Source organism: Planomicrobium sp. CPCC 101079, assembly GCF_007859275.1.
In the GTDB taxonomy this organism is placed as follows: domain Bacteria; phylum Bacillota; class Bacilli; order Bacillales_A; family Planococcaceae; genus Planococcus.
In genome coordinates this window covers 142,228-167,746 of the sequence record NZ_VOHC01000032.1, presented here as the reverse complement: position 1 = coordinate 167,746, position 25,519 = coordinate 142,228, and the positions used below count along the sequence as shown (strand labels likewise).

Below are 25,519 nucleotides of genomic sequence, written 5' to 3'. Positions count from 1 at the left end.
GATGCACCGATGAACGAAACGATAGATCGAGTTCCTCCGCATAACCAAGAAGCCGAACAATCGGTTATTGGAGCCATCTTTTTAGAACCGCAATCACTGATCACCGTAGCGGAAATCGTCATGCCGGAAGATTTTTACCGCATTGCGCACCAAAAAATCTTCCAGACGATGCTGACGCTGTCAGACCATGGAAAAGCGATTGACGTGGTGACGGTGACAGAAGAGCTGTCTGTGAAAAAAGAATTGGAAGATGTCGGCGGATTGTCTTATTTGATGGAAATTGCCAATGCTGTTCCTACTGCAGCAAACGTTGCACATTACGCGCACATCGTGGAGGAAAAGGCGCTTTTGCGCCGGCTTATCCGCGTGGCAACGTCAATTGTGGAAGATGGCTTTACGCGTGAAGATGAAGTAGGCGCTTTGCTGGTTGAAGCAGAGAAGAAGATGATGGAAGTATCAAACCGGAAAAACGCCGGCGACTTTATCCATATCAAAGATGTATTAGTGAAGACGTACGATAACATCGAATTGTTGCACACGCGAAAAGGGGACGTTACAGGGATCCCTACCGGCTTCCGGGATCTTGATAAGATGACGGCAGGGTTCCAGCGAAACGACTTGATTATCGTAGCGGCACGGCCGTCTGTCGGTAAGACGGCATTCGCCCTGAATGTTGCCCAAAACGTGGCGACTCGAGCAGATGAAAACGTCGCGATCTTTAGTCTTGAAATGGGTGCAGAACAGCTGGTCATGCGGATGCTTTGTGCGGAAGGAAATATCGATGCACAAATCATGCGGACGGGTGCGCTTCAAAATGAAGACTGGCGGAAGTTGACAATGGCAATGGGAAGTCTCTCTAATGCCGGAATTTTTATCGACGACACACCAGGCATCCGAGTTAATGATATTCGGGCGAAATGCCGCCGGTTAAAACAAGAACACGGCCTTGGCATGATTATGATTGATTACTTGCAGCTGATCCAAGGACCAGGCCGCGCAGGAGAAAACCGCCAACAGGAAGTATCCGATATTTCCCGTTCATTAAAAGGCCTTGCGCGGGAACTGGAAGTTCCGGTAATCGCTTTATCCCAGTTATCCCGGGGAGTAGAACAACGCCAAGACAAACGACCGATGATGTCGGATTTACGTGAATCCGGAAGTATTGAGCAAGATGCGGATATTGTTTCCTTCCTATATCGTGAAGATTACTACGACAAAGAAACTGAAGACCAGAATGTCATTGAGATCATCATAGCGAAACAGCGTAACGGTCCAACTGGGACTGTAAAACTGGCTTTCGTAAAAGAATACAACAAATTCGTCACCATTGACTGGAGTCAGCACGAAGGAGCAGACGGATACTAAACACGAACGTTTAATGTGAAAACACATTTTTATGTTCGTGTTTTCTTTTGATTTTGATTGACTGAAGCAGTTTTCATTGATACAATAAACACGGTTTAAGACAGGGCATATGCCTAACGGAGGTGCGGACGATGACATCAATCGTAGTAGTAGGAACGCAATGGGGAGACGAAGGAAAAGGGAAAATCACCGATTTTCTATCTGAGCACGCAGAAGTGATTGCGCGCTACCAAGGCGGGAACAATGCCGGGCATACGATTATTTTTGGCGGCGAAACGTATAAATTGCATTTGATTCCTTCGGGGATTTTCTATAAAGACAAAATTTCAGTAATCGGCAACGGCATGGTAGTGGACCCGAAAGCGCTTGTAAATGAGCTGAAGGGGCTGCATGCACGGGGCATTACGACAGACAACTTGCGCATTTCCAATCGCGCACACGTCATTTTGCCGTACCACATCAAACAAGATGAAGTGGAAGAAGCACGCCGCGGCGCGAATAAGATCGGAACAACAGGAAAAGGCATCGGGCCTGCTTATATGGACAAAGCAGCGCGTGTCGGCATCCGCATGGCGGATCTTTTAGATCATGTTGTGTTCGAAGAAAAACTTCGCCAGAATTTGAATGAAAAAAACCGCATGTTTGAGAAATTCTATGAAACAGAAGGATTTACAGTCGATGAAATTATGGAAGAGTATTATTCATACGGCCAGGAAATTGCGCAATATGTTACGGATACTTCAAAAGTACTGAACGATGCAGTAGACGATGGACGCCGCGTGTTGTTCGAAGGCGCCCAAGGGGTCATGCTCGATATCGACCAAGGTACATATCCATTTGTTACATCATCAAATCCAGTAGCGGGTGGAGTCACAATTGGCGCCGGAGTCGGGCCGACTGCCATCCAGCACGTTATCGGCGTGTGTAAAGCCTATACATCCCGTGTCGGCGATGGACCGTTCCCGACTGAGTTGTTTGATGAAGTTGGAAACAAAATCCGTGAAGTCGGAAAAGAATACGGAACAACAACAGGGCGCCCGCGCCGCATCGGCTGGTTTGACAGCGTTGTGGTGCGCCACGCAAGACGCGTCAGCGGCTTGACGGACCTTACTGTTAACTCGATCGACGTGTTGACTGGCCTTGATACAGTGAAAATCTGTACAGCTTACCGCTACAAAGGCGAATTGATTACCGAATACCCAGCAAACTTGCGTATGCTTGCGGATTGCGAACCGGTATATGAAGAGCTTCCAGGCTGGACGGAAGATGTGACAGGATGCAAGTCATTGGATGAACTTCCTGCAAATGCACGCCACTATTTGGAGCGCATTGCACAACTGACTGGTGTGCAAATCTCCATTTTCTCAGTAGGACCTGACCGCAACCAGACAAACATCGTCACAAGCGTTTGGCGATAAACTACACCAATGAATAAAAGCTGAAACCGCTATGACGGTTTCAGCTTTTATTTTGTTGAGCCATCCTTTTTAAGATTTCAGGGGATCCGATTGTTCTTCTGCAAAACAGCTGCGAATTTCTGTTAGTGCAGTTTTTCTTCATGTGCAGTACTGCAACAAAATAGCCACATTTTAACCGCTTATTTTAATGAAAATATGACAAATATGACAAAGAAACAGTTGGCTTTTGGGAAGGCATAGAAGCGAAAAAAGAAAATTTAGGCCTTTAAACAGACAGCAATTCTGCATTATCCCGACTGGCTAGAAATTATTGCCTCTAATAATACGGTTTATTTACGAATAGCAATGGCACGCTATTTTAAAATAAGAACGTGTTAGAGTAAGAAAGGTTATCCAAAGAAGAGGCTTTAAGGGCGGCGCGTTGCCGCGGTTATGGAAGGGGTCGCAATAGAAGCAATGAAGTACATTAACAAAACGGGCATGCACATCAACAGCTCTAATAGCTTGAAAGCAGCCATAGCAGCTATTTTGCTGTTGGCAAGCTTTACTGTTAATCCAGCATCAGCCAAACCTACAGAAGAAGATGGCTTGAAAACCATTTATCATTTATATAATAGCGGCGAGTATATCGGCGCTGTGGCACATGAAGAATCGATTGATTTGTTGATCGAAGAGAAAATTGAAAACGTCGATGTTGCCGTAGAAAATTTGAATCTTGAAGCCAGCGAAGATTTCCATGTTCTAGAGGAACGGGTATTTGAATCGGCTGTTGCCAATGAACAGGAAACCATCGCGCAACTTGACCAAAAATTGGCCATTAAAGCGGCCACATTTGCACTTGCGGTCGATAATGAAATTGCCATCTATTTGAAAGACCAAGAAGCTTACGACGAGACTGTTCGCCGGTTAAAGTTAGCCTATGTTTCTCCTGAAGAGCTGGAGGCATGGGAAGCCGCTCAAAATTCTAATGAAGCGCCGCGTGAGTTGAAAGCGGGAGAAACCCGCCTGACTGACTTGTCATTTGGAGAGAAAATTTCCGGTTATTCTCTTCAAGCAGCACCCGAGCAAGTGATGACTGTCGATCAAGCGGTCGATTTCTTGTTGAACGAGCGGAAAGTGAAGGTCAACATCAGCAAAGAACAGAAGATTGAGGAAGTCTACAAGCATGACACCGCTGAAAAAGAAGATGGCAATCTCTATATCGGCGACTCAAAAGTCGAAGTAGAAGGAAAAGACGGCAAGAAAGAATTGACGTTTGCGATTCAAGAACAAAACGGCCACGAAGTGGACCGGCAGGAAACCGCCATGGAGATTACCGGAAAACCGGTTGGGGAAGTAATCTTAAATGGCACGAAAGAACTTCCTTCAGTCGGAACCGGAAAATTCGAATGGCCGGCGGAAGGCGGATACATTTCCAGCGAGAGAGGGAAGCGCTGGGGACGCTGGCATAACGGCATCGATATTGCCCGTCCGGACGGTTTCGCCATTAAAGCAGCTGACCATGGGATTGTTAAAGCAGCGGGTCCGGCAGGCACACTCGGCAACCGAGTTGTCATCGATCACCAAAACGGTTATGAAACCATCTATGGGCACTTGAAGTCGATTGATGTCAAGAAAGGGCAAAAGGTACAAGCAGGGACAAAGTTAGGAAAAATGGGTTCTACCGGCCGTTCTACAGGTGTCCATCTGCATTTTGAAATTTCATTGGATGGGAAAACAAAAAATCCACTTCGTTATATCAACTAAAAAAACGAGAGACTGGCCAGATTTTGGGGCCGGTCTCTTTTGTATTTCCTAATTATTTCCCGGGAAATACCGCATAAAGAGTAAGAGATGCGAAACCGCTTCAACAGTGATAAAGTATAGGGAGATATGAATAAGAAACGGGTAGAATTTCACGCTGCAAAAGCGGGGAAATAGAGGGGAGAATAACGATGAGCAAAACGATTTTAGTAGTAGACGATGAAAAGCCGATTGCAGATATTCTGCAGTTTAATTTGAAAAAAGAAGGTTTTGATGTGATATGTGCCTATGATGGGGATGAAGCCATTAAATTGGCTGGAGAAATTCTGCCTGATTTAATGCTGCTTGATATCATGCTGCCGAATCGCGACGGTATGGAAGTGTGCCGTGAAATCCGCAAGAAGTTCGATTTTCCAATCATTATGCTAACCGCTAAAGACTCGGAAATTGACAAAGTGCTGGGACTTGAACTGGGTGCCGACGATTACGTCACTAAACCGTTCTCGACCCGGGAATTGATCGCAAGGGTGAAAGCGAACTTGCGCCGCCAAAGCGTTGTGCCGACGGACGATGAGGCTCCACAATCGAATGACATTCAAGTAGGCTCTTTGACGATACAGCCAGATGCCTATTTAGTTCTGAAACGCGAAGAAACCATCGAGTTGACGCATCGCGAATTTGAATTGCTCCACTATCTTGGGAAGCATATCGGACAAGTGATGACACGTGAACATTTGCTTCAAACGGTATGGGGCTACGATTATTTCGGGGATGTCCGGACAGTCGATGTAACTATCCGCCGTTTGCGTGAAAAAATTGAAGACAACCCAAGCCATCCAACGTGGATTGTAACGCGCCGCGGGGTGGGGTATTACTTGCGAAATCCTGAACAGGAGTAGAATAGATGCAGAAAGTTAGTTTTTTTAAATCGATTCATGTGAAGTTTGTGCTGATTTACATCTTGCTGATTGTATTGGCGATGCAGATAATCGGCCTTTATTTTGCGCAGCAACTTGAACAAACGCTTAGCCAAAACTTTCAAAATTCCATCGAAGACCGCATGAACATCATCGAGTTCAGTGTCCGTGAAGAAATGGTCAAAAGCCGGTCGGAGGAAGATTTGACTTTAGAACAGAGCCTTCGTTCCGTATTAAATGGCTTTCAGTCGGATGACGTCAATGAAATACGCGTGATTGATTCACGCTACAACATATTGGCAAGTTCTGAACCTGATAACCAAGTCTCGGTCGGCCAGCGCTCCATGCATGAATTGGTGAGGCTGGCGACGACCGAAGAGGACGTAAAAGAAAGAACCTACGTCAGCAGGGAACAGCCGAATGACCGGGTGTGGGTTCGCGTCCAGCCGATAAAAGCGGCTGGAGGAGAAGTGCTTGGCACTCTTTATATCGAAGCGGCCATTGAGAATGTCTACGATCAGATGGATGAAATCAATGCTATTTTAGCGGGTGGTACAGCCATTTCGCTATTGATAACAGCCATATTAGGAGTCTTGGTGGCACAAACGATTTCCCGTCCGATATCGGATATGAGAAAACAAGCGCAAGCCATGGCAAAAGGGAACTTCTCCAGAAAAGTACGGGTTTACGGAGATGATGAAATTGGCCAGCTGGCAAGGGCATTCAACCATTTGACCAACCGATTGCAGGAATCCCAGCAATCTACGGAAAGTGAGCGGCGGAAGCTCGCTTCCATCTTATCGAATATGACAGATGGCGTTTTATCTACTGATAGAAGAGGGCGCGTCATCTTGATTAATGATCCGGCACTCCGGCTATTGGATGTTTCACGTGAAACGGTTATTAATCGTCCATTGACGATGGTGTTGGGCTTGGATTCAGAATATACGTTTGAAGATCTAATTCATCTGAAAGAGACAATAACGCTCGATTTCAGCACGAAAGACCAAACCACACTGCTGCGCACCAGCTTTTCGGTCATCCAAAAAGAAACCGGCTTTGTGAACGGCTTGATCGCTGTTTTGCATGACAATACGGAGCAGGAAAAAATTGATATGGAGCGCCGGGAATTTGTGGCGAACGTTTCCCATGAATTGCGGACGCCATTGACGACCATGCGCAGTTATTTGGAAGCTCTTGCTGAAGGCGCATGGCAGGACCCGGATCTTGCACCGAACTTTTTAAACGTCACCCAAACAGAAACCGAGCGGATGATCCGCCTTGTAAACGATTTGCTCAAGTTGTCCAAAATGGATTCGAGCGAAACCGAAATGAACAAAGAAATTATAGAGTTTAATCGATTCTTTAACCGGATTATCGACCGCTTCGAAATGTCGAAATCGCAAAATGTTCATTTTGAACGCTATTTGCCGGATGAACAGTATTTTGTGGAAATCGATCCGGATAAATTGACGCAAGTAATCGACAATATCATTTCCAACGCCTTGAAATACTCACCGGAAGGCGGAACCATCCGCTTTGCAATGACGGTGGAAGAAGGGGCGCTGCAAATTCGGATCAGTGACCAGGGAATGGGCATTCCGAAAGAAAATATTGAACGGATTTTCGACCGTTTCTACCGTGTGGACCGGGCGCGTTCCCGTGAAATGGGCGGCACTGGCCTCGGTTTGGCCATCTCAAAAGAAATGATCCATGCACACGGCGGCTCTATTTGGGCGAATAGCGCTTACGGAAGAGGGACAACGATTTTCTTCACGTTGCCTTTTGAAATAGACGATGGAGGTGAGTGGGAATGAAATACGTCGAACAAGTAAAGTCGATCGTTTTGTTTTTGCTTATTCTTCTGAGTTTCGCCCTGACTTTCACGATTTGGACTTTTACTCCATCGTTTGACCCGATCGAATCAACTCCTGCAGTTGACGTCTCAATCGGGAACAAACGTACTGTCGAACAAGTGGTCCGGCCCACCAAAGTGCTGTACCACCAGGAAGACAAAGTAACAGGGACGACTGATCGAAAAGATATTGATCCGCTTCTCGCTTCGATGAAGCTGTGGCAAATTCAAGACGTGGCGGAAAAGGAGAAAAAGGCATCGGCGGACACGCTGCAATCTTATATGCACCAGCCCAATCGCATAATCCTGTATTATCCAGGGGCTGTGCCTTTTCCGATATTCGATGCGATGGTAAACATCACAGATGAGACAATTCCGGAAGCTTCTTTTGACCGGGTCGTCATTGAATTGGCGACTGTTGAACAGACTCAGATCAAGATCTATTTTATTAACTCGACCTCTGGCAGGGTTCATGAAGGAAATGTATCGATAAGTGAAATGGCTCAGTTCAAGAACAATATTTTAGACGGAGCGAAAGATGTATACGTTACGAATGAAGATATTGGTGAATTGCCGATTTATGTGCCGGAAAAAGAGTTGAGCAAAGTGGTTTATCCGTACCTTTTAGAAGAAGTGACACGCGAAAACTTCCGTTCTGCACTTTTTGAAACCACAGCTGATGTGAATTCATCCGGCAATGCTGGAAATGAGGAATATAGGGATGACAGGACGGGGGCATTCATGCGCTTTGACTCCAGCCGGAAAAGCCTGAGCTATGTCAAGCCAAGAGCCGAAACGTCAGATCCAGGAATCCCATCGGAATTGCTTTTCAGCACAATTGACTATGTCAACGACCACGGCGGCTGGACAAACGAATACCGCTATTTTGGCATTGAACCTCTTACGCAGCAAGTCTATTACCGGCTATTTTTAGATAACCTGCCGGTATTCAGCACATCGACCGCTACGGAATTGGAATTGAAATGGGGCAATATTGATGGAACCGAACAAATTTTCCGCTATGTCCGGCCATCCTTTGTATTGCAATCAACGGCGCAGACGACTACGGAAAAACTTGAAGCGGGAACGGCCGCACTTGAGGCCGTCAGCCGCCTGAGCGAAGAAGACCGGAAAAAAGTGACGGAGATTTTACCGGGGTATGAATTGACGCAGACGGGGGAAAAGTTAATTACGTTCCAGGCCGCCTGGTATTATAAAATAGACGGAAGTTGGCAAAAGCTTTCCAAAGAAGAGCTTGGAGGTGGGAAAGTTGGATTGGAGTAAAACCAAAACCATTTTCATCATCGTCTTTTCCATTTTGAATGTCTTTTTATATTCTTTGTATGTGAACCGTTATACGGAATATGAGAAAGTAGAAGTTCTCGGGAATGATTCCTCTTCAGAAGAAAAGCTAAAGGACGATAATATTTCTTACGGGGAGCTTCCGGAATTGGTTGACCCTGAGCCCTACGTCAATGCCCAGATTAACGAATTCACAAACGACGAGATTCCAAAAGGCAATCAGCAAGGGCGCATCATGGATGAAAACTCGCTGCGTGTAGATTTCAGGGAACCGTTGTCCTTAGGCACTGAAGTGAGCGCAGAAACATTAACAGCCTTTGTCTTGGGAAATGTCACTAAAGGAAAGGATTATGTCTTTTGGGAAATGAACCAAGCCGAAAAAAAAGCTGTCTTTTTCCAGAAGGTTAATGGGAAACCCCTTTACTACAGCGACAATGGCCGGGTCACGGTTTACTGGAATGAAGAAGGTGAAGTAACGTATTATGAACAATCACTTTACGACAATGTCGAACTTGGAGAACAGCCAAAAGAATTGATCCCTCCGATCCAAGCGATTTACACGCTTTACACAAGAGGGGTATTGCCGGCGAATTCAACCATCGACACAACGGAGATTGGGTATTCCGTATATGTCCAAGTTTCCGAAAATGCCCGGATGTTCCTGCCCACTTGGCGCATAAGCGCAACACTTGCAGATGGCACGAAAGAAGAGTACTTTATAAATGCGGTAAATAACAGCATTGTTGAATTAGAGGCAGAAGAAGCAGTAAAATAAGGAGTTTTTTATATGCGTTTTAGTGTACTAGCAAGCGGCTCAAGCGGCAATGCTATTTATATAGAGAATGACCAGCACTCATTTTTGGTGGATGTGGGCTTAAGCGGCCGCAAAATGGAGGAGCTGTTTGCATCCATCGGCAAAAAAATGAGCAACCTGGATGGCATTCTTGTGACTCACGAGCACAGTGACCACATAAAAGGAATTGGCATTGTGGCACGCAAATACAATGTGCCTATTTATGCCAATGAAAAAACATGGGCGGCTATGGACGGGCTTGTGGGCACCGTTCCAGTGGAGCAGCGTTTTCATTTCCCGATGGATACGGTGAAGACGTTCGGTTCCATTGATATCGAGTCGTTCGCGGTGTCGCACGATGCGGCTGACCCGATGTTTTATGTATTCCATGAAAACGGCCGCAAGTTGGCGCTTATCACGGATACGGGGTATGTCAGCGACCGGATGAAGGGTGTCATCCAAGCGGCGGATTCGTTCGTATTTGAGAGCAACCATGACGTGGGCATGCTGCAGATGGGCCGATACCCTTGGTCAGTTAAACGGCGGATTTTGAGTGATGTCGGACACGTGTCGAACGAAGACGCGGCGGTGGCGATGAGTGAAGTGATGGCTGAAAAGCCGACACGGATTTATTTGTCGCATTTGAGCAAAGACAACAACATGAAGGATTTGGCGCGCATGAGCGTGGAGCAGACACTGCAGACAAAAGGCATCATAGTCGGGGAATATGTCGATTTGCTCGACACGGACGCCAATGTGCCGACGCCTTTGGTGACTGTTTAAGAAGTGGTTGAAGAAATCGCTTCAAGCGGACGCTTTCCGCGGGCTGGCGCCGAACTAACTCGGGCTAAATGCCCGAGTGGATTTCGGCACTGCGCTATCCCGCAGGAGTCGCCGCCTTCCGCTCTTTCTTCTAAGATTTTCAAGTGTAGTTTTAGAGTTTTTTAAGTAAATAGCGACAGCTTACAAAATAAAAAAGCCGGGGCATTTTGCTGCCGGTTTTTTCTTTTGGGGGAATTCACAGAATTGTTGTAGTTTTGATTGATTAGCCTCATTCGTTTACGGTTATATATAGGTAAAGACAACGGGAGGATGAAGTGTATGGGATATTATAATGATCCGCCCAGCCGCGGCAGCAGACGGGGCCGGGGCGGCACATTTTTAGCCGCGATTGCAGGGGTTTTGGTTGGGGCGCTAATCGTGTGGCTATTGTTTTCTTCAGTGCCGGGGCTGGCTCCTGGGAACAATACAGCGACAGAGACAGTAGCCGGAGAGACGGAAGGCACGACAAGTTCAAATGCGGTTGAGATCAATACCGATGTTACGGAAGCCGTTGAGATAGCAGCAGATGCCGTCGTTGGAATAACGAATCTTCAAGAGTCCTCAAACTTCTGGAATGGTGCCCAAGGGCAAGATCAGCAGCAGGAGCAGGCCGTTGGAACAGGATCGGGCGTTATTTATAAAAATGAAGACGGCCGGGCTTTTGTAGTGACCAATCACCACGTTGTCGAAGGAGCTAATGCGCTTGAGGTGACGTTATCGGATGGCACGAAAATTGAAGCAGAACTCGTAGGGAGCGATATTTGGACAGACCTTGCGGTAGTTGAAATGGATGGGACGAATATTGAGAGCACAATCGAATTTGGCGATTCTGAAGCGCTGAAACAAGGAGAAACAGTCATTGCTATCGGGAATCCGCTTGGCCTTGATTTTTCAGGTTCGGTTACAACAGGTGTAGTATCTGGCACTGATCGTGCTGTACCGGTCGATTTGGATGGAAATGGACAGGAAGATTGGCAGGCGGAAGTATTGCAGACAGATGCAGCAATCAACCCCGGTAACAGCGGCGGAGCGCTAGTCAATTTAGCTGGCCAGCTGATCGGCATCAACTCGATGAAAATCGCGACTGATGCAGTCGAAGGCATCGGTTTTGCGATTCCAATCAATTCGGCGATGCCAGTCATCAACTCTCTTGAAACTACGGGTGAAATGGTGCGTCCGGCAATGGGTGTAACGCTTGTTGATTTGGTGCAAGTACCGCAAAGAGAGCGCCAGGAAACGCTGAACCTGCCGGAAGACGTGAAAACAGGTGTAGTGGTAGATACAGTAGTAGAAGGCTCAGCAGCTGCACAAGCGGGCATGGAGCAATATGATGTCATCGTTGAGATGGATGGCCAGCCGGTCGGCGACATCATTGAGTTGCGCCAGCATCTATACAATGAGAAAAAGATTGGCGATACGATGACGGTGAAAGCTTACCGTGATGGCGAAGAAATGACATTTGAATTGGAGCTTGTTGATAACTCGGAAATTTAGTTTTTCGGACTTAAAAGCATTTGCTTTTAAGTCTTTTTTATTTTTCAAGAAGTAAGCTAGTTTATTGCATTATTCCGTAAAACAACTCCGCTTTCCTGCGGACTTGCGACGAAGCAATATGCTCTTCTCCGTTGATTTACTCCATTATTATGATAAACAGCCTATTCTCAAGGCAGGAAAAGAGAGGCCTGTCTCGAATTTAGTTAAGCAATACTAATGTTAAGAGGAGGGAAAAGATGTACAGAACATTGGAAGACTTCTTGGTGCAATGGAGACAGGAAGCGGTGATGACACTACAGGTGCTCGAAATGCTGACGGATGAATCGTTGAACCAGCAGATCACTTTGGAAAACCGGACCTTAGGGCGCCTCGGCTGGCATTTGACGACAACGCTTGGAGAAATGATGGGACATGCTGGATTAGAGTTTGAAGCTACACCAGAAGATCTGCCGGTCCCAAAATCTGCGAAAGAAATTGCTGATGCGTACCGCATATCGAGCGATGCAATGGTAAAGGCGATGGAAGAACAGTGGACGGATGAAACATTGCAGGAAGAGCGGAACATGTACGGCGACAATTGGACTGTCGCACAAGTCATGAGCGGGCTGGTGCTGCACCAGACCCATCACCGGGGACAAATGACAGTACTCATGCGCCAAGCGGGATTGAAAGTTCCGGGTCTTTATGGTCCGGCAATGGAAGATTGGGCTGCCATGGGAGCGCCGGTTCCGGAAGTTTAAAAGAAGAACCCGAGAAACCGAAGAAGGTTTTTCGGGTATTTTTTTGCTCGAAAAAGGGTGAAATACTATTTAAAAATGAAAATAGATTTTTATCTTAAACGGGCTAATTGTTCGGAAAAACAAAAAGCAGCATGTGGATAACTTTTTTGAAATCTTATAGTTATCCGTTATCCACAGACCTGGAAAAGCTTTTCTTTCCGCCATTCTTTTCTTCTGTTAAAATGAGTTGTGGATAAAAGTGAAAGAATTGTGCATAACCTTGTGGAATATTCGGAATTTGAAAGGGGGATAAAAAATGATAATAAATTGCTGTAAAACCCACGTGGAACACGCTTTAGACGTGTTTGTGGCGGAAACGAAAAGCTATCCTATTCTTACTGAATTGTCAGACGAAAAAAAGTTATCCACAAAGTGCGATTACTGTGAAGAAGCCGCGATGTATCTTGTGGCGAACGCATGAGCGGACACAACATGTAGAAAAACATGTGGATATGTTGATAACATTTGTGGGTAACTTGTTTGTAAAGGGAATGTAAAAGGGGGATAAGGTGTGAATATCTCAATTATTAGTGTTGGGAAGCTAAAAGAGAAATACTTGAAATCGGGAATCGAAGAATACACAAAACGGCTTGGAAGCTATGCAAAAGTAAACGAAGTGGAAGTGCCGGATGAAAAAGCGCCGGAGCAGTTAAGCGAAGCCGACATGGAAATCGTCAAAAAGAAAGAGGGCGACCGGATCTTAGCAAAAATTCCCCAAGACGCTTACGTCGTCGCTCTTGCCATCGACGGCAAGATGAAAACATCCGAGCAGCTGGCAAAAGACATGGAATCCCTCATGACCTACGGCCGGAGTAAAGTGGTCTTCGTCATCGGCGGATCGCTTGGCTTGCATGATGAAGTGTTGAAGCGGGCGGATGAGAAATTGTCATTCTCTAAGATGACGTTTCCTCACCAGTTGATGAAGTTGATCTTGGTGGAACAGGTTTATCGGGCTTTTCGGATAATGAAGGGTGAACCGTATCATAAGTAAATGAGGTTTTAAAAGTGGATAGGAATTAACCGGAGATTAGTACAATGTAAAGACTGTAAAAAGAGACGTGTCCACAATCAAAAAAATATAAACAGGAGGATTACATGGAATTAGAATCTGAATTAACCAGAGAAAATGTAATAAACTTTTTATCTAGTTCTGTAATTTACGGTAATTTAGGATTATTTATTGGAGCAGGATTTTCAAAAGCAGTTCTCCATGATGAATCAGGAGCAGCAGCATTATCTTGGGGAGAACTGATTGAAGCAACTAGTAAAGAATTAGGAATAGACTATACAAGTATTAATAAAGTTGGAATATCTTATCCCGAGATTTCTACTATTATCTGTGATCAATATGCAATTAAAGAAGGTATTGAATATGAAGAAGCAAAATCAAAGTTTAAGAGTATAGTCTGTGGATTAACAACTTGGTATCCAAATAAGGAACAGAGAGAAGAATTTAGTGAATACTTAGAAGTTATGGATCCTAAATGGGTTATCACTACTAATTATGACTTAGTGATTGAAAGTCTTTTAACAGGAAGATGTCTTTCTTTAAGTCCAGAAGATTATATAACTAGTCCTAAAAATGTAATACCTGTATACCACCTGCATGGTATTCGTCATAACCCGGAATCAATTATAATTACTCAAGAGGATTATGTAAAACTGTTTAGACCAAATGAATATCGCCAAATAAAATTAGCCTTAACTATAAAAGAATCAACCACTTTAATACTTGGTTATGGATTAGGTGATGTAAATGTTCTCTCTGCAGTAGACTGGTCAAACAATATTTATGAATACTCTAATATATATCCTCATGACATTGTTCAAGTTGTCAGATCAGCGAATCCCAATGCTGAGCCTTATAGAGATAAAAATAATATTATTATTATAGAAACAAGTGAAATTAAGGATTTTTTGGCAGAATTTAATCAAGTTTTAGTAGAGAATATACACTTTAATTTAGGAAGGTTAGCAAAAATTGAAGAATTAAATGGAGAGCTTACAACTGAAGAATATATAACAAAATTCATATCAGATCAAAAATTTAGGTTTTCCATATTAAAAATATTAGCGGATTTTGAGATACACATGATTTCTCAGTTTATTGATTTCTTATCTAGATGCATTGATAAAACTTGGGAGAACTCTAAACCTTTTGGAGCTTTCGAAGGCTATAATCAGAATTTAACGATATTACTAGATATAATAATTAATATTGAGTTTAAAAAAATGCCGCCAGCTTTATTTGAATTTGTTGCTTACTCTCTAGACAGAGTTTTCTATTATGTTGGCAGCGAAAGTGGGAAAAGCCATTCGGCAGCACGAACTTGGAATGGAAAAAGGAATCTTATTCCACAAGAAATAGTTTTAGAGTTACACAAGCAAAAACAGTTCCCAACCCTTAGGGTTAATTTAAATCCCATAATAGAGAGAATTGGTTTAGTGTAAGAATATTAGTATAGTTTATATATAAGAATGGAGGAATAAAAAATGCAACTAAAATCAAGAATTATTGATTCAAAAATAGGAGCGGAAAATATTCTGTTGGAAATGACTTATGAAGAATACTTAGAGATTGCTAAAGATATTTTAATGAACAATCCTTTGCAAAGAAAACGTGTCAAATCTTCAAATACAGTTTATTCATTATTGAAAAAAGATTTATTAGAAGGTTGTATAATGCCCCCAATAGTGTTAGCACTAAACTTAGAAAATGATTCAGATTTTTTCAAGTTAGATAATGAGAGTATTATTGATTTAGTTAAGAGTAATATTGAAAATTTGCTAATATTGGACGGATTGCAAAGAACCCACACTTTAAAAGATTTAGAAAGTGAACTTAGAGAAGAAACAAATGATTTTGATAAATTTATTAAATTTAGAAACGGTATGCTCAGAGTAGAGATATACATAGGAATTAATCAATTCGGAATTTTGTATAGAATGTTAACTTTGAATACTGGTCAAACACCTATGTCATTACGACATCAAATAGAGATTTTATACCGTAAATATCTTGATAACGCAATTGAAGGAATTGAAATAGTTCAAGAGGTTAATAAAGATACGGCTTCGCCAAATGCTTATCATTTTAAAACTTTAGTTGAGGGATTCAACTCCTATTTAGAACGGGATCCAGCGCCTATCGATAGATTTGATGTCTTAAATAATATTAAAAGTTTAGAAAGATTATCCAATGAAAATACACAAAATGATTTATTTAAAGACTTTGTTTTAACGTATGACAATTTAATAAAGGCTATTGATAACAAAACTTCAGCAAATTTGAGTGATGACGAAGTCTTGGATGAATTGAGTTTGTATGCTTCTCCGTTTTCTAAAAATACAATAGGAGTATTCAATAAATCTCAAGCTATAACAGGATTTGGGGCTGCAATAGGTAAACTAAAAGATTTAGAAGTAATTGAAAACCTTGATGAAGTTAGAGATTTAGTTAATAAATTAGAAGTAGCCGAAGATGAAGATTGGATAGTTGATTTAATCAAGAACTTGGATTCAATAAAACAAAATTCAAAGAAAATAGGAAATGCTCAACGCATGTATTTTTATTGGATATTTAGAGAATTATTTAATGAAAATAGTGATGCTTACACTAATTTATATGAAGCAGTTCAAACTGGATATAAAAAGTACCAGTTGACTTCGGAGTAAGAAATGAGTATTACTTGTAAAATTAATGAAGTAGAAAGTATCCAGTATAGGTTTAAGGAATTCGATTTAGAAGGCAATATAATTTTAAATGAATTAGGTAATGAAGAGAACGAAATTGAAGTTAAAAATCCTTTAAATTTAATAGACGGGGTTAATGTATTTCCTTGTGAAACTTTTATATTTTATAATAAAAACTTTTCTGAAAGTAATATCTATCAAGTTTACGAGAAAGAAGAAAGAATAAGAGTAGGTTGGATTTTTCCTTTACAGGCACTAATCTCTAAAGAGCATAAATATGCTGAAAATGTTTATTTCTTAAATTATGCTTATATGGCATTATTTAATTTTTTTGTAAAAGAAGGCAATACAGATAAATCTCTCACGCCTAATTTCAGAGAAGATGGAATATATACTATTGAAGATTTTTATGATGTAGAAAATATCCAAGTATTAATACTAAGCAGCATGTCATTAAACAAAGTATCTGAATTTTGCATTGAGGACTATTATTTAGACCTTTACAGAAAAGGCTATTATTTAAAAAAATATGATGGTGAGAAAGAAGTAGTGCAAGCTGATGAAACAATAAAGATATCTAAAATATCAGCAGATATGAAAAGTGATCCTTATCCAGTACATCTATTTACAGATGTACTAATAGCAGAAACTCATTTGTTAGTAAGATTTCATTTACTATATCAAGTAATAGAATTAATTATAGATAAAATATTTAACAAAGAATTAAAGTCTATCTTGGTTGGTCTAGGTGCTGGAGAAAAAAAACTATCTCAAATCAAGGATGAATTCAATGAACTAAGTAAAGAAAATAACAGAATAAAAAAACTTTTTACAGAACATATTTCAAATAATAGCTTGAAATCAAGTTTGAAAGACGAATGTAATAAATTGTTATTAAGTAATGGAAGAGATGGGAAAGGAGATTCTGGATTGTCTCTCTATGGAGTCAGGAATTTAATTGTGCATGATTATAGAAGCATATCTCCCACAGATTATGAATTAATTAAAGAAATTAATTATTTATTTGAAGAAGTGGTAATTGATATATTAATCAGTATAAAAAATTTAGACTAAAAGTTTAAACATGCGATTGCAATATAATATTCCTCAATTTATAGAATGCCAATTTAATTTTATGAAAATAAAGTATAAAGAAAAGTAAAAGAATACTGTGTGTTCCAGTGAGTAACACAAATTTTAAGTTGATTCGACCTAAAGTTTGTCTCATGCCGAATAATATTATTCAAATCGTAATACCCTTCTAAGGGGCACCTACACGTTTGACTAAAATTCACTGTTTTATAGTAAAGTGTTTAGTTAGCAGGAACCTTTGACGGTTAGATATATTTTCGTGATTCCCCTACTGACCCTTTGATTCTAAATTATATTTTGATAAACCTCATTTAGATATAGTACGGAGAGCCTTATCATAAGTAAATGAAGTTCATACTATTAAATAAACTCTAACTTATACATGTTTTGTCCAAATGTTAAAGATAATACAGTTATTAAACCGAATTCTAATGTTTTCTTTACACCGATAAATCAAATTAATTCAGTTATTGAAACCTATCCAAGAGAAACAGGGTTTTTGTCGTTTGGATTTGCTAAACATTGCCCTAAATTCCGTTATTTTAGTCGAATACATCCATGGTTAGGCCACTGCGCTTATTAGGATAACCCAATCAATGAAGCAATTGGACCGATTTACTTTTTTTTTCAAAAATTTATAATGATAAAGAATAGATTTTAGTTAGTAGTTTCTCTTAAGGCGTTTTTATCTATCGGGAAAGAGAAAGCTTGAAGTATAGAAGACGGGACGGGAATTGAATGAAAAAAATTGGATTTGATTCGGAGAAATATCTCCAAGAACAATCTGCCTACATCCTAGAGCGGGTGCAGCAGTATGATAAACTTTACTTGGAATTTGGCGGAAAATTGATAGGCGACAAACATGCCAAGCGTGTCTTGCCTGGATTTGATGAAGATGCCAAAATCAAATTATTGCATACACTGAAAGAAAATGCGGAAATCATCATCTGTGTGTACGCTGGAGACATCGAACGGAACAAAGTCCGTGAAGATTACGGCATCACTTATGACCAAGATGTCTTGCGCTTAATCGATGAATATCGGGCGTATGGCATTTCTGTCAACAGTGTCTTGATCACTCGTTACCAAGGACAACCAACAGTCAAAGTATTTATGACAAAGCTTGAGAGAAGCGGAATCAGCGTCTGTATCCACCGCGAAATCGAAGGGTACCCCACAAACGTGGACGCGGTCCTCGGGGAAGAGGGATTTGCGACGAACCCCTATATCAAAACCACAAAGCCAATCGTGGTCATAACGGCACCTGGCCCAGGCAGCGGGAAGCTGGCCACCTGCCTTAACCAAATGTACCATGAGAATAAACTGGGGAATGAAGTGGGCTATGCCAAATTTGAAACTTTTCCGGTTTGGAACTTGCCGTTGAAGCACCCGGTAAACATCGCTTATGAAGCGGCAACCGTCGATTTAAAAGATGTGAATATGATTGACAATTATCACTATGAGGCATACGGGAAAGTAGCGATCAATTACAATCGTGATATTGAGACGTTTCCTGTCATCAAACGAATTATTGAAAGGATTACTGGTAAAGAGTCTGTTTACAGCTCACCGACTGATATGGGTGTTAATCGTCTAAAATCGGGCATCACCGACGATGGGGTCGTGCAGGAAGCTGCCAAGCAGGAAATCATTCGGCGCAGTTTCGTCGTAGAGAACGACTATAAAAAAGGGCTTGCTGATGAAGATAGTGTACGCCACATGCAAGTGATTCTGGAAGAGACTGACTTAAAGAAAGAGGATCGGGCACCTGTATTGCCAGCCCGTAATTATGCGAAAGCAATCCAAGAGCAAATTGGCAGCACGAATTTACAAGCCGTAATTGCGTTAGAACTGCCAAATGGCGAGATGATCACCGGTCGAACGACAACTTTAATGGATGCTTCGGCAGCCGCGATTCTGAATGGGTTGAAGAAATTGACCAATATTTCCGATGAAATTAATTTGTTGTCGCCGATGATTCTGCAGACGATTCAACGGTTGAAAACCGATGAGTTGAACAGCCGAGTCCCGACATTAAGCGCCAATGAAGTGCTGATTGCACTGGCAATCAGTGCGGTCACCAACCCTACTTCTGAGCTGGCTTATAAGCAACTGCCGAATTTAAGAGATACACAAGCGCATTCCACGGTTATATTGAATAGGGAAAACGAACAGACCTTCAAGAAGCTTGGAATCGACATCACCAATGATCCGGTATATCCAACTGAGAACTTGTATTACAATTAGGTTTTGAAAAACGCCTGCCTTTTTCTTCTTACATAGAAGCCTAAGGCAGATGTTTTTTCGTTTATAGAGTTTACTAAAAAGGTGTAGTCTTCTTCTAATGAGAAGACTACACCTTTTTGGATTAATGGATTAACTGCCGGAATGTCTGTGTAAACATTAATCTTTTGGAGAATATTAAAGATGCTTTTGAAAGACTATACAAAAACAATTTTACTCCACCCGCCAAACAGACAAATAAAACCGCCTATAAAGTAGCCGCAGTGAACCAACCGTACCACAAATAAAAAGAGTCAGGATATTAATCCTGACTCTTCAATATAAAAAAGGAATATAGAAGTTTGCTATTGCGCTTGTTGCGTGTTAAATGCATTTACGCCGGCTTCCGCAACTTGGACATCATGAGGCACTGAACTTCCACTGACTCCTATTGCGCCCACTACTTTTTCCTCAACGAGAAGGGGGATCCCACCGCCAAAAACGACAAGGCGCCCATTATTGGTCGTATTTAATCCAAAAAGTTCAGCCGCAGGAACTGTTGCTTCAGCCAGATTTGCTGTAGGCATTTTTAGCGCTACGGATGTCCATGCCTTGTTTTGGGCAATGTCAATACTCGCAAGCCAAGCATCATCCATCCGGTGAATGGCTATCAGATTTCCACCATCATCTACAACCGAAATAACCATGGCAACGCCGATATTCTTTGCTTCTTCTTCCGCACCGGCAATGATTTCTTTTGCTACATCTAACGTGATTTTATACATAAGAACGAACCTCCTTTTTAATGGGCACATAGAAAAATAGCCTGCTTATTTAAAAACTCCATGGGGATCAATGACAAACTTCTTAGAAGCTCCTTGGTCAAATTCAGCATAGGCCCCAGGTGCCTGATCCAATGAAATCACTGTGGCATTTACCGCTTTGGCAATCTGTGCTTTTCCGCTTAAAATCGACATCATCAAGTCGCGGTGATACCTCATGACTGGTGTTTGGCCAGTTACAAAAGTATGTGCTTTTGCCCAGCCGAGCCCTAAGCGCACTTTTAAGGTTCCGATTTTCGCATCTTCATCAACAGCGCCTGGATCGCCCGTTACATAGAGTCCGGGTATGCCAAGCCGGCCGCCTGCGCGAGTAACTTGCATAATGGAATTCAATACAATAGCGGGTGATTCACCGGCTCCTTCGCCATGTCCACTAGCTTCAAAGCCAACGCAGTCAATAGCGCAATCAACTTCCGGCACCCCTAAGATTTGATCTATTTGCTCTCCGAGATCCGGATGTTCCCTTAGGTTTACGGTTTCACAGCCGAAGCTTCTGGCTTGTGCAAGGCGTTCGCCATTCAAATCACCCACAATTACAACAGATGCTCCTAGAAGCTGGGCAGAGTGGGCAGCGGCTAAACCTACTGGACCGGCCCCCGCAACATAGACGGTAGATCCTGGTCTGACGCCAGCACTCACTGCACCGTGATAACCCGTTGGAAAAATATCAGAAAGCATCGTTAAATCGAGTATTTTTTCCATCGCCTGATCTTTATCCGGAAACTTCAGCAACTGGAAATCTGCGTAAGGGACCATGACGTATTCTGATTGGCCGCCGACCCATCCTCCCATGTCTACATAGCCATAAGCAGATCCGGGGCGATCGGGATTTACATTCTCGCAAATATGGGTATCACGCTCTTTGCAACTGCGGCAGCGGCCGCAAGCAATATTAAATGGTACAGAGACCAGATCTCCTTTTTTGATAAATTCAACATCACGTCCCACTTCAATGACTTCGCCTGTGATTTCATGGCCTAATACAAGCCCTGAAGGAGCTGTAGTGCGTCCACGCACCATATGTTGGTCGCTTCCGCAAATATTTGTTGTAACGATTTTCACAATTACCCCGTGTTCGCATTTACGCCCTACATTCAAAGGATTTACCCCAGGGCCGTCCCTAATAATTAATTCAGGATAACTAATATCTTCAACCGTTACAGTTCCTGCACCTCTGTATACAACCGCTCTGTTTCCTGCCATTCCTATCATCTCCTGTCCTGTTTTTTCAAATACAAGATCTGATCTTTATGCCCATCCTGCTTTAAAGATGGAAAGCGAAACAACTAAAGGATAAGTGTGATTATTCATTATATTCTATATATTCTAAAATATAATTCTTTTCATTGGAAGAAGGCACTTTTTTGTGAGAAGGTTACCAAAAGGATACTTTTAATCATCACAAGGAAAGGGGAAGTCCAATGGATGACTTACGGACAGAAACAAAAAGAAAAATTAAAAGCGGCGAATTTAATTGTGAAAAAGAATTAACCTTGTCTCTTATCAGCGGAAAATGGAAAATCATCATTATTTACCATTTAGCAACAGAGGGGGTTTTACGATTTAGTGATATTAATCGATTGCTTCCAAAAATTACACATAAGGTATTAACCACTCAAATTAGGGAGTTAGAGGAGGATGGGATTGTCCATCGGAAAGTGTTCCCCGAAGTCCCGCCAAGAGTAGAATATTCTTTAACAAATTTAGGGGAAAGCTTGATGCCGATCGTTCTGATGATGTACGAATGGGGAAAGGAAAATATAAAATACTACGCTATTACCAAAAATGTATGAGGATTCTTGTAAAGAATCCTTTTTGTAGAAGTATTGCTAGTTTCGACCAAATGAATTTCTCAGTTAGATCTGCTTCTATGAGCCTTATCATAAGGAAGAGTACTCAACAAAAGAACCACTGAAAGCATTGAATCGATAATGCTTTCAGTGGTTCTTTCACTTATTATGGAAAGGCCCGGTATTGCTGGTCAATGTGCCGTCCCGTTATGCGCATACCCCGACTTCGATAATCCATTACGATGATTATGTACATACGGTCCAGCTGATAACTGAAGTGATCAAACGATTGGACCGGAAGACGGTGGACGAAATCAAAGCGTTCTAGTCCTAATACTGATTAGAATGTAATAAAAGCTAAAAAATCATGCAGAAAATAGCTCTGCATGATTTTTTCTCTTTCTATAAGCTCGCCAGTTTCGAACGGATAAAATCCACTTCTTCATCCGCGATTTCATGTCCGTGATCAAACAGCTTGAATGTGGTCTGCGGGAAATGTTCGGCCAGTGTTTTGGACAAATTCAAGGATTCACCCGGAATGGAAATCATATCGCGTGCGCCGGCTGTCAAAAAGAGCGCAGTATTTGAAGTGCCGGAAAAATGATACGTTAAATTCGAAGGATGCAAAAGGACCACCGCGTCTGCAAGGTTCGGCTCTTTCTCCAGAAGTGCCAGCAAGAAATTGGCTCCGTTTGAATAGCCCAGCATGATGACTTTGCCTTCAGGTTTCTGCTCTGCCCAGTCTGTTAAAAACGACGCAACATGCATATCAACATCGCTGCGGTTCAGGTGCCCGTTTTCCAGCGGCGCAAAAAAGCGGCGTTCTGTTCCTGTGCCGACGTCCCCTATATAGGCACGGATATTCGCTGTCGGATCGAGGTCCCCGACCACTTGCAGCAGGGAATACTCGTTTCCGCCTGTGCCGTGAAAAACAACAAAAGATGTATTGGATTTTGTGTCTATGTTAAAATGTTCCATAATTCCTTCTCCAATCCCAATAAAGGTGGTGCTCTATGACAAGCCCGATTATTCACCATGTGTCAGTCATCAACCGCGACCGTTATGTTACCTTTGATTTTTATCATAAGCTACTCGGTTTGGAATTTCTATTGAAAACCGTAAACCAAGATGAGATTGAAATGATCCATTTGTTCTTCGGCGACGAAACAGGCCGGCCGGGAACCGAATTCAGCGTATTTGAAATGCCAAGCGCTCCGCAAAAAAAGTTCGGCACCAATAGTCTAGAACGCACGGTTTTTGCGGTACCGTCCGAAGCGTCGCTCCCATTTTGGCAAGCCCGCTTCGAAGCCAACGATGTATTCAATTGCGGAATTGAACACTATCAAGGCAGACAGTATTTGCATTTTGAAGACCGTGACGGCATACAGCTGGCGCTGACGCCTTTAAGAAAAGGCGAGGCCTCCGAACATGCACCGCACGAGTCGGCTGATATTCCACTGGAGCATGCCATTTTGGGCATTGATTCTTTCCAGTGCCGGGTCCGCTACGCAGAAGCTTCTGCGCGCGCTTTTATGAAAATGCATGGCTTTCAAAAAATCGAGACGTATGAACACAACCATCATGAAGTGACGGTATTAGGCGGAGAGCATTCCTTGTTTGGGCAGCAGCTTCACCTCATCGAAGACAGGGTACGGGATATTGAAGTGCAAGGGGCTGGTTCAGTCCAGCATATTGCACTGAATGCCAAAGATCGTACCTATTTGGATAAAGTGGAGAAAATGATTTTGGATATCAACTTCAGGTATTCCGGCATAAAACAACGTGATTTCTTTGAATCGCTGTATTACCGGGAGCCGAATAATTTATTGATCGAAGTAGCGACGGAGCAGGCGAACTTCGTAAAACCAACCGGAGAAACGGCAGACTATGATGCCATCCCATTGTTCCTGCCGAATTTTTTAGAAAGCCGGCGCAGTTATATCGAAAGCCAAATCAAGCGTTAAAAAGACATCCAGCTTCTGTGTTTCGAAGCATTCCTTTCTCCATATAAAAATATTGTTATAATAAAGGAGCGCCAAAAAGCTAAACAAACGCTTTGGCTGCTCTTTTTTTGCGTACAACACGGATCTTAAGCAGAAAGTTGGAATTAAACATGAACAAGAACGATATAGCAGATATCCGAAAACGATTCAAGCTAGATACCGATTTATTGAAAATCACCGATATTTATAATGTTTACATCAAAGGGGAAACGACGGAAATCTTCCACGAGGAGAGCCGCTCGTTTTCCTTATTGGACCGGGAGCAGCAAGAGTTGTTTCTTGCTAATTTTAAGAAGGTGTTGGGCGGGAAACTGGATGAGAAGCTGTTTGAGGTGAAGTTCCAGCGGCAGGAAGAAGGGCAAGAGGACCATACGCAGCGGCTCCTGTACGATGGGCTAGAGGCAGATGATGCTGATGACTGGAAAGCAAATATGCAGCGCATCGCCTTGAAGATGGTGGAAGACAAAACCTACGAAAAGGACATGGTCATCACGTTCATCCGCGGCACTTATTTTAAAACGACGAAACGTGAGCCTGATGAAACGGAAATCGACATGCGGGATGAAGTGTACACGACGCCTTTCATCCTGAGCAGCATCAACCAGACTGAGCTGCCGAAAAGTTCGCTGGTGTTTGATTTTATCGAGCGGGAGTTCAAATCGAACGTCTTGGCCGATCCCGTCATTAAACTGACTTCTCCAATTGGCGGTTTCCTGTTCCCGAGCTTCACGGACAACGCCGCAGACGTCAACCACATCATCTATGCCGCAAGCAAAGCGAACAACCCGGATTTCCAGTTTATCGAGAACGTGCTGAACGGTGAGGAAATCATGACCGCCGAAGAAGATAAAGCAGTGTTTGAAGAAATCGTCAAAGCGGTAATTGGAGAGGAAGTAAATTCAAGAACCCTTGCCGGTGTATATGATGAGATCAATCATATGCTGGTCGTGGAAAAAGAGAGCGAAGATGAAGAGGATACGCCGACTTTGGATACGGTGGAAGTAACGCGTGTCTTGAAGGCAAGCGGCGTAAAAGATGTCAGCACGGAAAAAGTGGAGCGGGCCTTTCAGCGGGTAGTGGAGGACAAAAACTACGAAATGAAAGCCAGCCACGTCATTCCGAGCTACGCGTCTAAGTCCATCAAAATCAGCACGAAAGTGGCGGACATTAAAATTAGCCCGCAGGATCTGCGGTACGTGAAGCAGGTCAATTACAACGGCAAACGCTGCCTCTTGATCGAGGTGGAAGAAGACACGATGATTGAAGGGTTCAAGCTGCTTCAGGAAGAGGAGTTGGAGTAAACGGTAGTCTCTCAGCCAATAGCTACCTGAAATTGAAAAGCCCCCTTTGGAAGAAATGAGGAAATTTAATATCTGAGGCAGTTGCTG

23 protein-coding genes are annotated in these 25,519 nt (G+C 42.7%); 20 read left to right on the top strand and 3 right to left on the bottom strand.

All coding sequences use genetic code 11. The features are described from left to right. The first annotated feature begins 9 nt into the window (after positions 1–9). From dnaB to FQV28_RS17960, 16 genes are all read left to right on the top strand, one after another. Entirely contained in the window at positions 10–1,365 is a 1,356-nt protein-coding gene (gene dnaB, locus FQV28_RS18035) for a replicative DNA helicase (RefSeq protein ID WP_146497909.1), read from the top strand. A gap of 131 nt (positions 1,366–1,496) precedes the next feature. Next, positions 1,497–2,783 (top strand): adenylosuccinate synthase, encoded by a 1,287-nt coding sequence (locus FQV28_RS18030; RefSeq protein ID WP_146497908.1) that lies wholly within the window; start codon positions 1,497–1,499, stop codon positions 2,781–2,783. A 456-nt stretch (positions 2,784–3,239) separates the two neighbouring features. Beyond that, entirely contained in the window at positions 3,240–4,529 is a 1,290-nt protein-coding gene (locus FQV28_RS18025; RefSeq protein ID WP_186763934.1) for a peptidoglycan DD-metalloendopeptidase family protein, read from the top strand. A gap of 188 nt (positions 4,530–4,717) precedes the next feature. Then, a complete protein-coding gene (gene yycF, locus FQV28_RS18020) occupies positions 4,718–5,425 on the top strand; it encodes a response regulator YycF (protein ID WP_146497906.1) in 708 nt (235 codons plus the stop codon). 5 nt (positions 5,426–5,430) lie between these two features. Continuing rightward, positions 5,431–7,260 (top strand): cell wall metabolism sensor histidine kinase WalK, encoded by a 1,830-nt coding sequence (walK, locus tag FQV28_RS18015; protein ID WP_146497905.1) that lies wholly within the window; start codon positions 5,431–5,433, stop codon positions 7,258–7,260. Then, positions 7,257–8,582, top strand: coding sequence for a YycH family regulatory protein (locus tag FQV28_RS18010; protein ID WP_146497904.1), 1,326 nt, complete (start codon positions 7,257–7,259; stop codon positions 8,580–8,582). The genes walK and FQV28_RS18010 overlap by 4 nt, the downstream gene beginning before the upstream one ends. After that, the gene (locus FQV28_RS18005) at positions 8,569–9,375 is read left to right on the top strand and encodes a two-component system regulatory protein YycI (protein ID WP_146497903.1); all 807 of its coding nucleotides are present in this window, start codon (positions 8,569–8,571) and stop codon (positions 9,373–9,375) included. Before FQV28_RS18010 ends, FQV28_RS18005 begins: the two co-directional genes overlap by 14 nt. A 12-nt stretch (positions 9,376–9,387) precedes the next feature. Beyond that, on the top strand, positions 9,388–10,176 hold the full coding sequence (locus FQV28_RS18000) for an MBL fold metallo-hydrolase (RefSeq protein WP_146497902.1): 789 nt from the start codon (positions 9,388–9,390) through the stop codon (positions 10,174–10,176). Between the two features lie 318 nt (positions 10,177–10,494). Continuing rightward, positions 10,495–11,709 carry a S1C family serine protease gene (locus FQV28_RS17995; protein WP_146497901.1) on the top strand — a complete coding sequence of 405 codons (1,215 nt, stop codon included), beginning with the start codon at positions 10,495–10,497 and terminating at the stop codon, positions 11,707–11,709. Positions 11,710–11,945: 236 nt separating this feature from the next. Continuing rightward, positions 11,946–12,449 carry a DinB family protein gene (locus tag FQV28_RS17990; RefSeq protein WP_146497900.1) on the top strand — a complete coding sequence of 168 codons (504 nt, stop codon included), beginning with the start codon at positions 11,946–11,948 and terminating at the stop codon, positions 12,447–12,449. Between the two features lie 295 nt (positions 12,450–12,744). Further along, positions 12,745–12,909, top strand: a complete 165-nt coding sequence (locus FQV28_RS17985; protein ID WP_146497899.1) for a CxxH/CxxC protein — start codon at positions 12,745–12,747, stop codon at positions 12,907–12,909. 90 nt (positions 12,910–12,999) lie between these two features. Beyond that, complete coding sequence (rlmH, locus tag FQV28_RS17980) at positions 13,000–13,479, top strand: 23S rRNA (pseudouridine(1915)-N(3))-methyltransferase RlmH (RefSeq protein WP_146497898.1); 480 nt, start codon at positions 13,000–13,002, stop codon at positions 13,477–13,479. Between the two features lie 104 nt (positions 13,480–13,583). After that, on the top strand, positions 13,584–14,939 hold the full coding sequence (locus FQV28_RS17975; RefSeq protein WP_146497897.1) for an SIR2 family NAD-dependent protein deacylase: 1,356 nt from the start codon (positions 13,584–13,586) through the stop codon (positions 14,937–14,939). A 42-nt stretch (positions 14,940–14,981) separates the two neighbouring features. Continuing rightward, a complete protein-coding gene (locus FQV28_RS17970) occupies positions 14,982–16,163 on the top strand; it encodes a hypothetical protein (RefSeq protein ID WP_146497896.1) in 1,182 nt (393 codons plus the stop codon). A 3-nt stretch (positions 16,164–16,166) separates the two neighbouring features. Continuing rightward, positions 16,167–17,255, top strand: coding sequence for a hypothetical protein (locus FQV28_RS17965; RefSeq protein WP_146497895.1), 1,089 nt, complete (start codon positions 16,167–16,169; stop codon positions 17,253–17,255). Positions 17,256–18,011: 756 nt separating this feature from the next. Continuing rightward, on the top strand, positions 18,012–19,520 hold the full coding sequence (locus FQV28_RS17960) for a DUF1846 domain-containing protein (RefSeq protein WP_146497894.1): 1,509 nt from the start codon (positions 18,012–18,014) through the stop codon (positions 19,518–19,520). Positions 19,521–19,861: 341 nt separating this feature from the next. On the opposite strand, the gene FQV28_RS17955 is transcribed toward FQV28_RS17960, so the two are convergent. Both FQV28_RS17955 and fdhA read right to left on the bottom strand, forming a co-directional pair. Continuing rightward, on the bottom strand, positions 19,862–20,281 hold the full coding sequence (locus FQV28_RS17955; RefSeq protein ID WP_146497893.1) for a GlcG/HbpS family heme-binding protein: 420 nt from the start codon (positions 20,279–20,281) through the stop codon (positions 19,862–19,864). A gap of 45 nt (positions 20,282–20,326) precedes the next feature. Next, positions 20,327–21,541: a formaldehyde dehydrogenase, glutathione-independent gene (fdhA, locus tag FQV28_RS17950; protein WP_146497892.1), complete on the bottom strand. Its 1,215-nt coding sequence runs from the start codon at positions 21,539–21,541 to the stop codon at positions 20,327–20,329. 218 nt (positions 21,542–21,759) lie between these two features. Here fdhA and FQV28_RS17945 point away from each other — a divergent pair, with 218 nt between their 5' ends. Together FQV28_RS17945 and FQV28_RS19340 are read left to right on the top strand one after the other, a co-directional pair. Then, on the top strand, positions 21,760–22,131 hold the full coding sequence (locus tag FQV28_RS17945) for a winged helix-turn-helix transcriptional regulator (protein WP_146497891.1): 372 nt from the start codon (positions 21,760–21,762) through the stop codon (positions 22,129–22,131). A gap of 181 nt (positions 22,132–22,312) precedes the next feature. Further along, positions 22,313–22,456 carry a hypothetical protein gene (locus FQV28_RS19340; protein ID WP_186763933.1) on the top strand — a complete coding sequence of 48 codons (144 nt, stop codon included), beginning with the start codon at positions 22,313–22,315 and terminating at the stop codon, positions 22,454–22,456. 74 nt (positions 22,457–22,530) lie between these two features. Here FQV28_RS19340 and FQV28_RS17940 read toward each other — a convergent pair whose 3' ends face one another. After that, the gene (locus FQV28_RS17940; RefSeq protein ID WP_146497890.1) at positions 22,531–23,106 is read right to left on the bottom strand and encodes an alpha/beta hydrolase; all 576 of its coding nucleotides are present in this window, start codon (positions 23,104–23,106) and stop codon (positions 22,531–22,533) included. Positions 23,107–23,141: 35 nt separating this feature from the next. Between FQV28_RS17940 and FQV28_RS17935 the strand changes: the two genes are divergently transcribed. Together FQV28_RS17935 and FQV28_RS17930 are read left to right on the top strand one after the other, a co-directional pair. After that, positions 23,142–24,092, top strand: coding sequence for a VOC family protein (locus FQV28_RS17935; protein ID WP_146497889.1), 951 nt, complete (start codon positions 23,142–23,144; stop codon positions 24,090–24,092). Positions 24,093–24,241: 149 nt separating this feature from the next. Further along, positions 24,242–25,432, top strand: a complete 1,191-nt coding sequence (locus FQV28_RS17930; RefSeq protein WP_146497888.1) for a DUF4317 domain-containing protein — start codon at positions 24,242–24,244, stop codon at positions 25,430–25,432. Positions 25,433–25,519: the final 87 nt, after the last annotated feature.

Excerpts from the sequence above, each read along its gene's own strand:
- dnaB (WP_146497909.1), top strand. The coding sequence starts at position 10 with ATGAACGAAACGATAGATCGAGTTCCTCCGCATAACCAAGAAGCCGAA.
- FQV28_RS18030 (WP_146497908.1), top strand. The coding sequence starts at position 1,497 with ATGACATCAATCGTAGTAGTAGGAACGCAATGGGGAGACGAAGGAAAA.
- FQV28_RS18025 (WP_186763934.1), top strand. The coding sequence starts at position 3,240 with ATGAAGTACATTAACAAAACGGGCATGCACATCAACAGCTCTAATAGC.
- yycF (WP_146497906.1), top strand. The coding sequence starts at position 4,718 with ATGAGCAAAACGATTTTAGTAGTAGACGATGAAAAGCCGATTGCAGAT.
- walK (WP_146497905.1), top strand. The coding sequence starts at position 5,431 with ATGCAGAAAGTTAGTTTTTTTAAATCGATTCATGTGAAGTTTGTGCTG.
- FQV28_RS18010 (WP_146497904.1), top strand. The coding sequence starts at position 7,257 with ATGAAATACGTCGAACAAGTAAAGTCGATCGTTTTGTTTTTGCTTATT.
- FQV28_RS18000 (WP_146497902.1), top strand. The coding sequence starts at position 9,388 with ATGCGTTTTAGTGTACTAGCAAGCGGCTCAAGCGGCAATGCTATTTAT.
- FQV28_RS17995 (WP_146497901.1), top strand. The coding sequence starts at position 10,495 with ATGGGATATTATAATGATCCGCCCAGCCGCGGCAGCAGACGGGGCCGG.
- FQV28_RS17990 (WP_146497900.1), top strand. The coding sequence starts at position 11,946 with ATGTACAGAACATTGGAAGACTTCTTGGTGCAATGGAGACAGGAAGCG.
- FQV28_RS17985 (WP_146497899.1), top strand. The coding sequence starts at position 12,745 with ATGATAATAAATTGCTGTAAAACCCACGTGGAACACGCTTTAGACGTG.
- FQV28_RS17975 (WP_146497897.1), top strand. The coding sequence starts at position 13,584 with ATGGAATTAGAATCTGAATTAACCAGAGAAAATGTAATAAACTTTTTA.
- FQV28_RS17970 (WP_146497896.1), top strand. The coding sequence starts at position 14,982 with ATGCAACTAAAATCAAGAATTATTGATTCAAAAATAGGAGCGGAAAAT.
- FQV28_RS17965 (WP_146497895.1), top strand. The coding sequence starts at position 16,167 with ATGAGTATTACTTGTAAAATTAATGAAGTAGAAAGTATCCAGTATAGG.
- FQV28_RS17960 (WP_146497894.1), top strand. The coding sequence starts at position 18,012 with ATGAAAAAAATTGGATTTGATTCGGAGAAATATCTCCAAGAACAATCT.
- FQV28_RS17955 (WP_146497893.1), bottom strand. The coding sequence starts at position 20,281 with ATGTATAAAATCACGTTAGATGTAGCAAAAGAAATCATTGCCGGTGCG.
- fdhA (WP_146497892.1), bottom strand. The coding sequence starts at position 21,541 with ATGGCAGGAAACAGAGCGGTTGTATACAGAGGTGCAGGAACTGTAACG.
- FQV28_RS17945 (WP_146497891.1), top strand. The coding sequence starts at position 21,760 with ATGGATGACTTACGGACAGAAACAAAAAGAAAAATTAAAAGCGGCGAA.
- FQV28_RS17940 (WP_146497890.1), bottom strand. The coding sequence starts at position 23,106 with ATGGAACATTTTAACATAGACACAAAATCCAATACATCTTTTGTTGTT.
- FQV28_RS17935 (WP_146497889.1), top strand. The coding sequence starts at position 23,142 with ATGACAAGCCCGATTATTCACCATGTGTCAGTCATCAACCGCGACCGT.
- FQV28_RS17930 (WP_146497888.1), top strand. The coding sequence starts at position 24,242 with ATGAACAAGAACGATATAGCAGATATCCGAAAACGATTCAAGCTAGAT.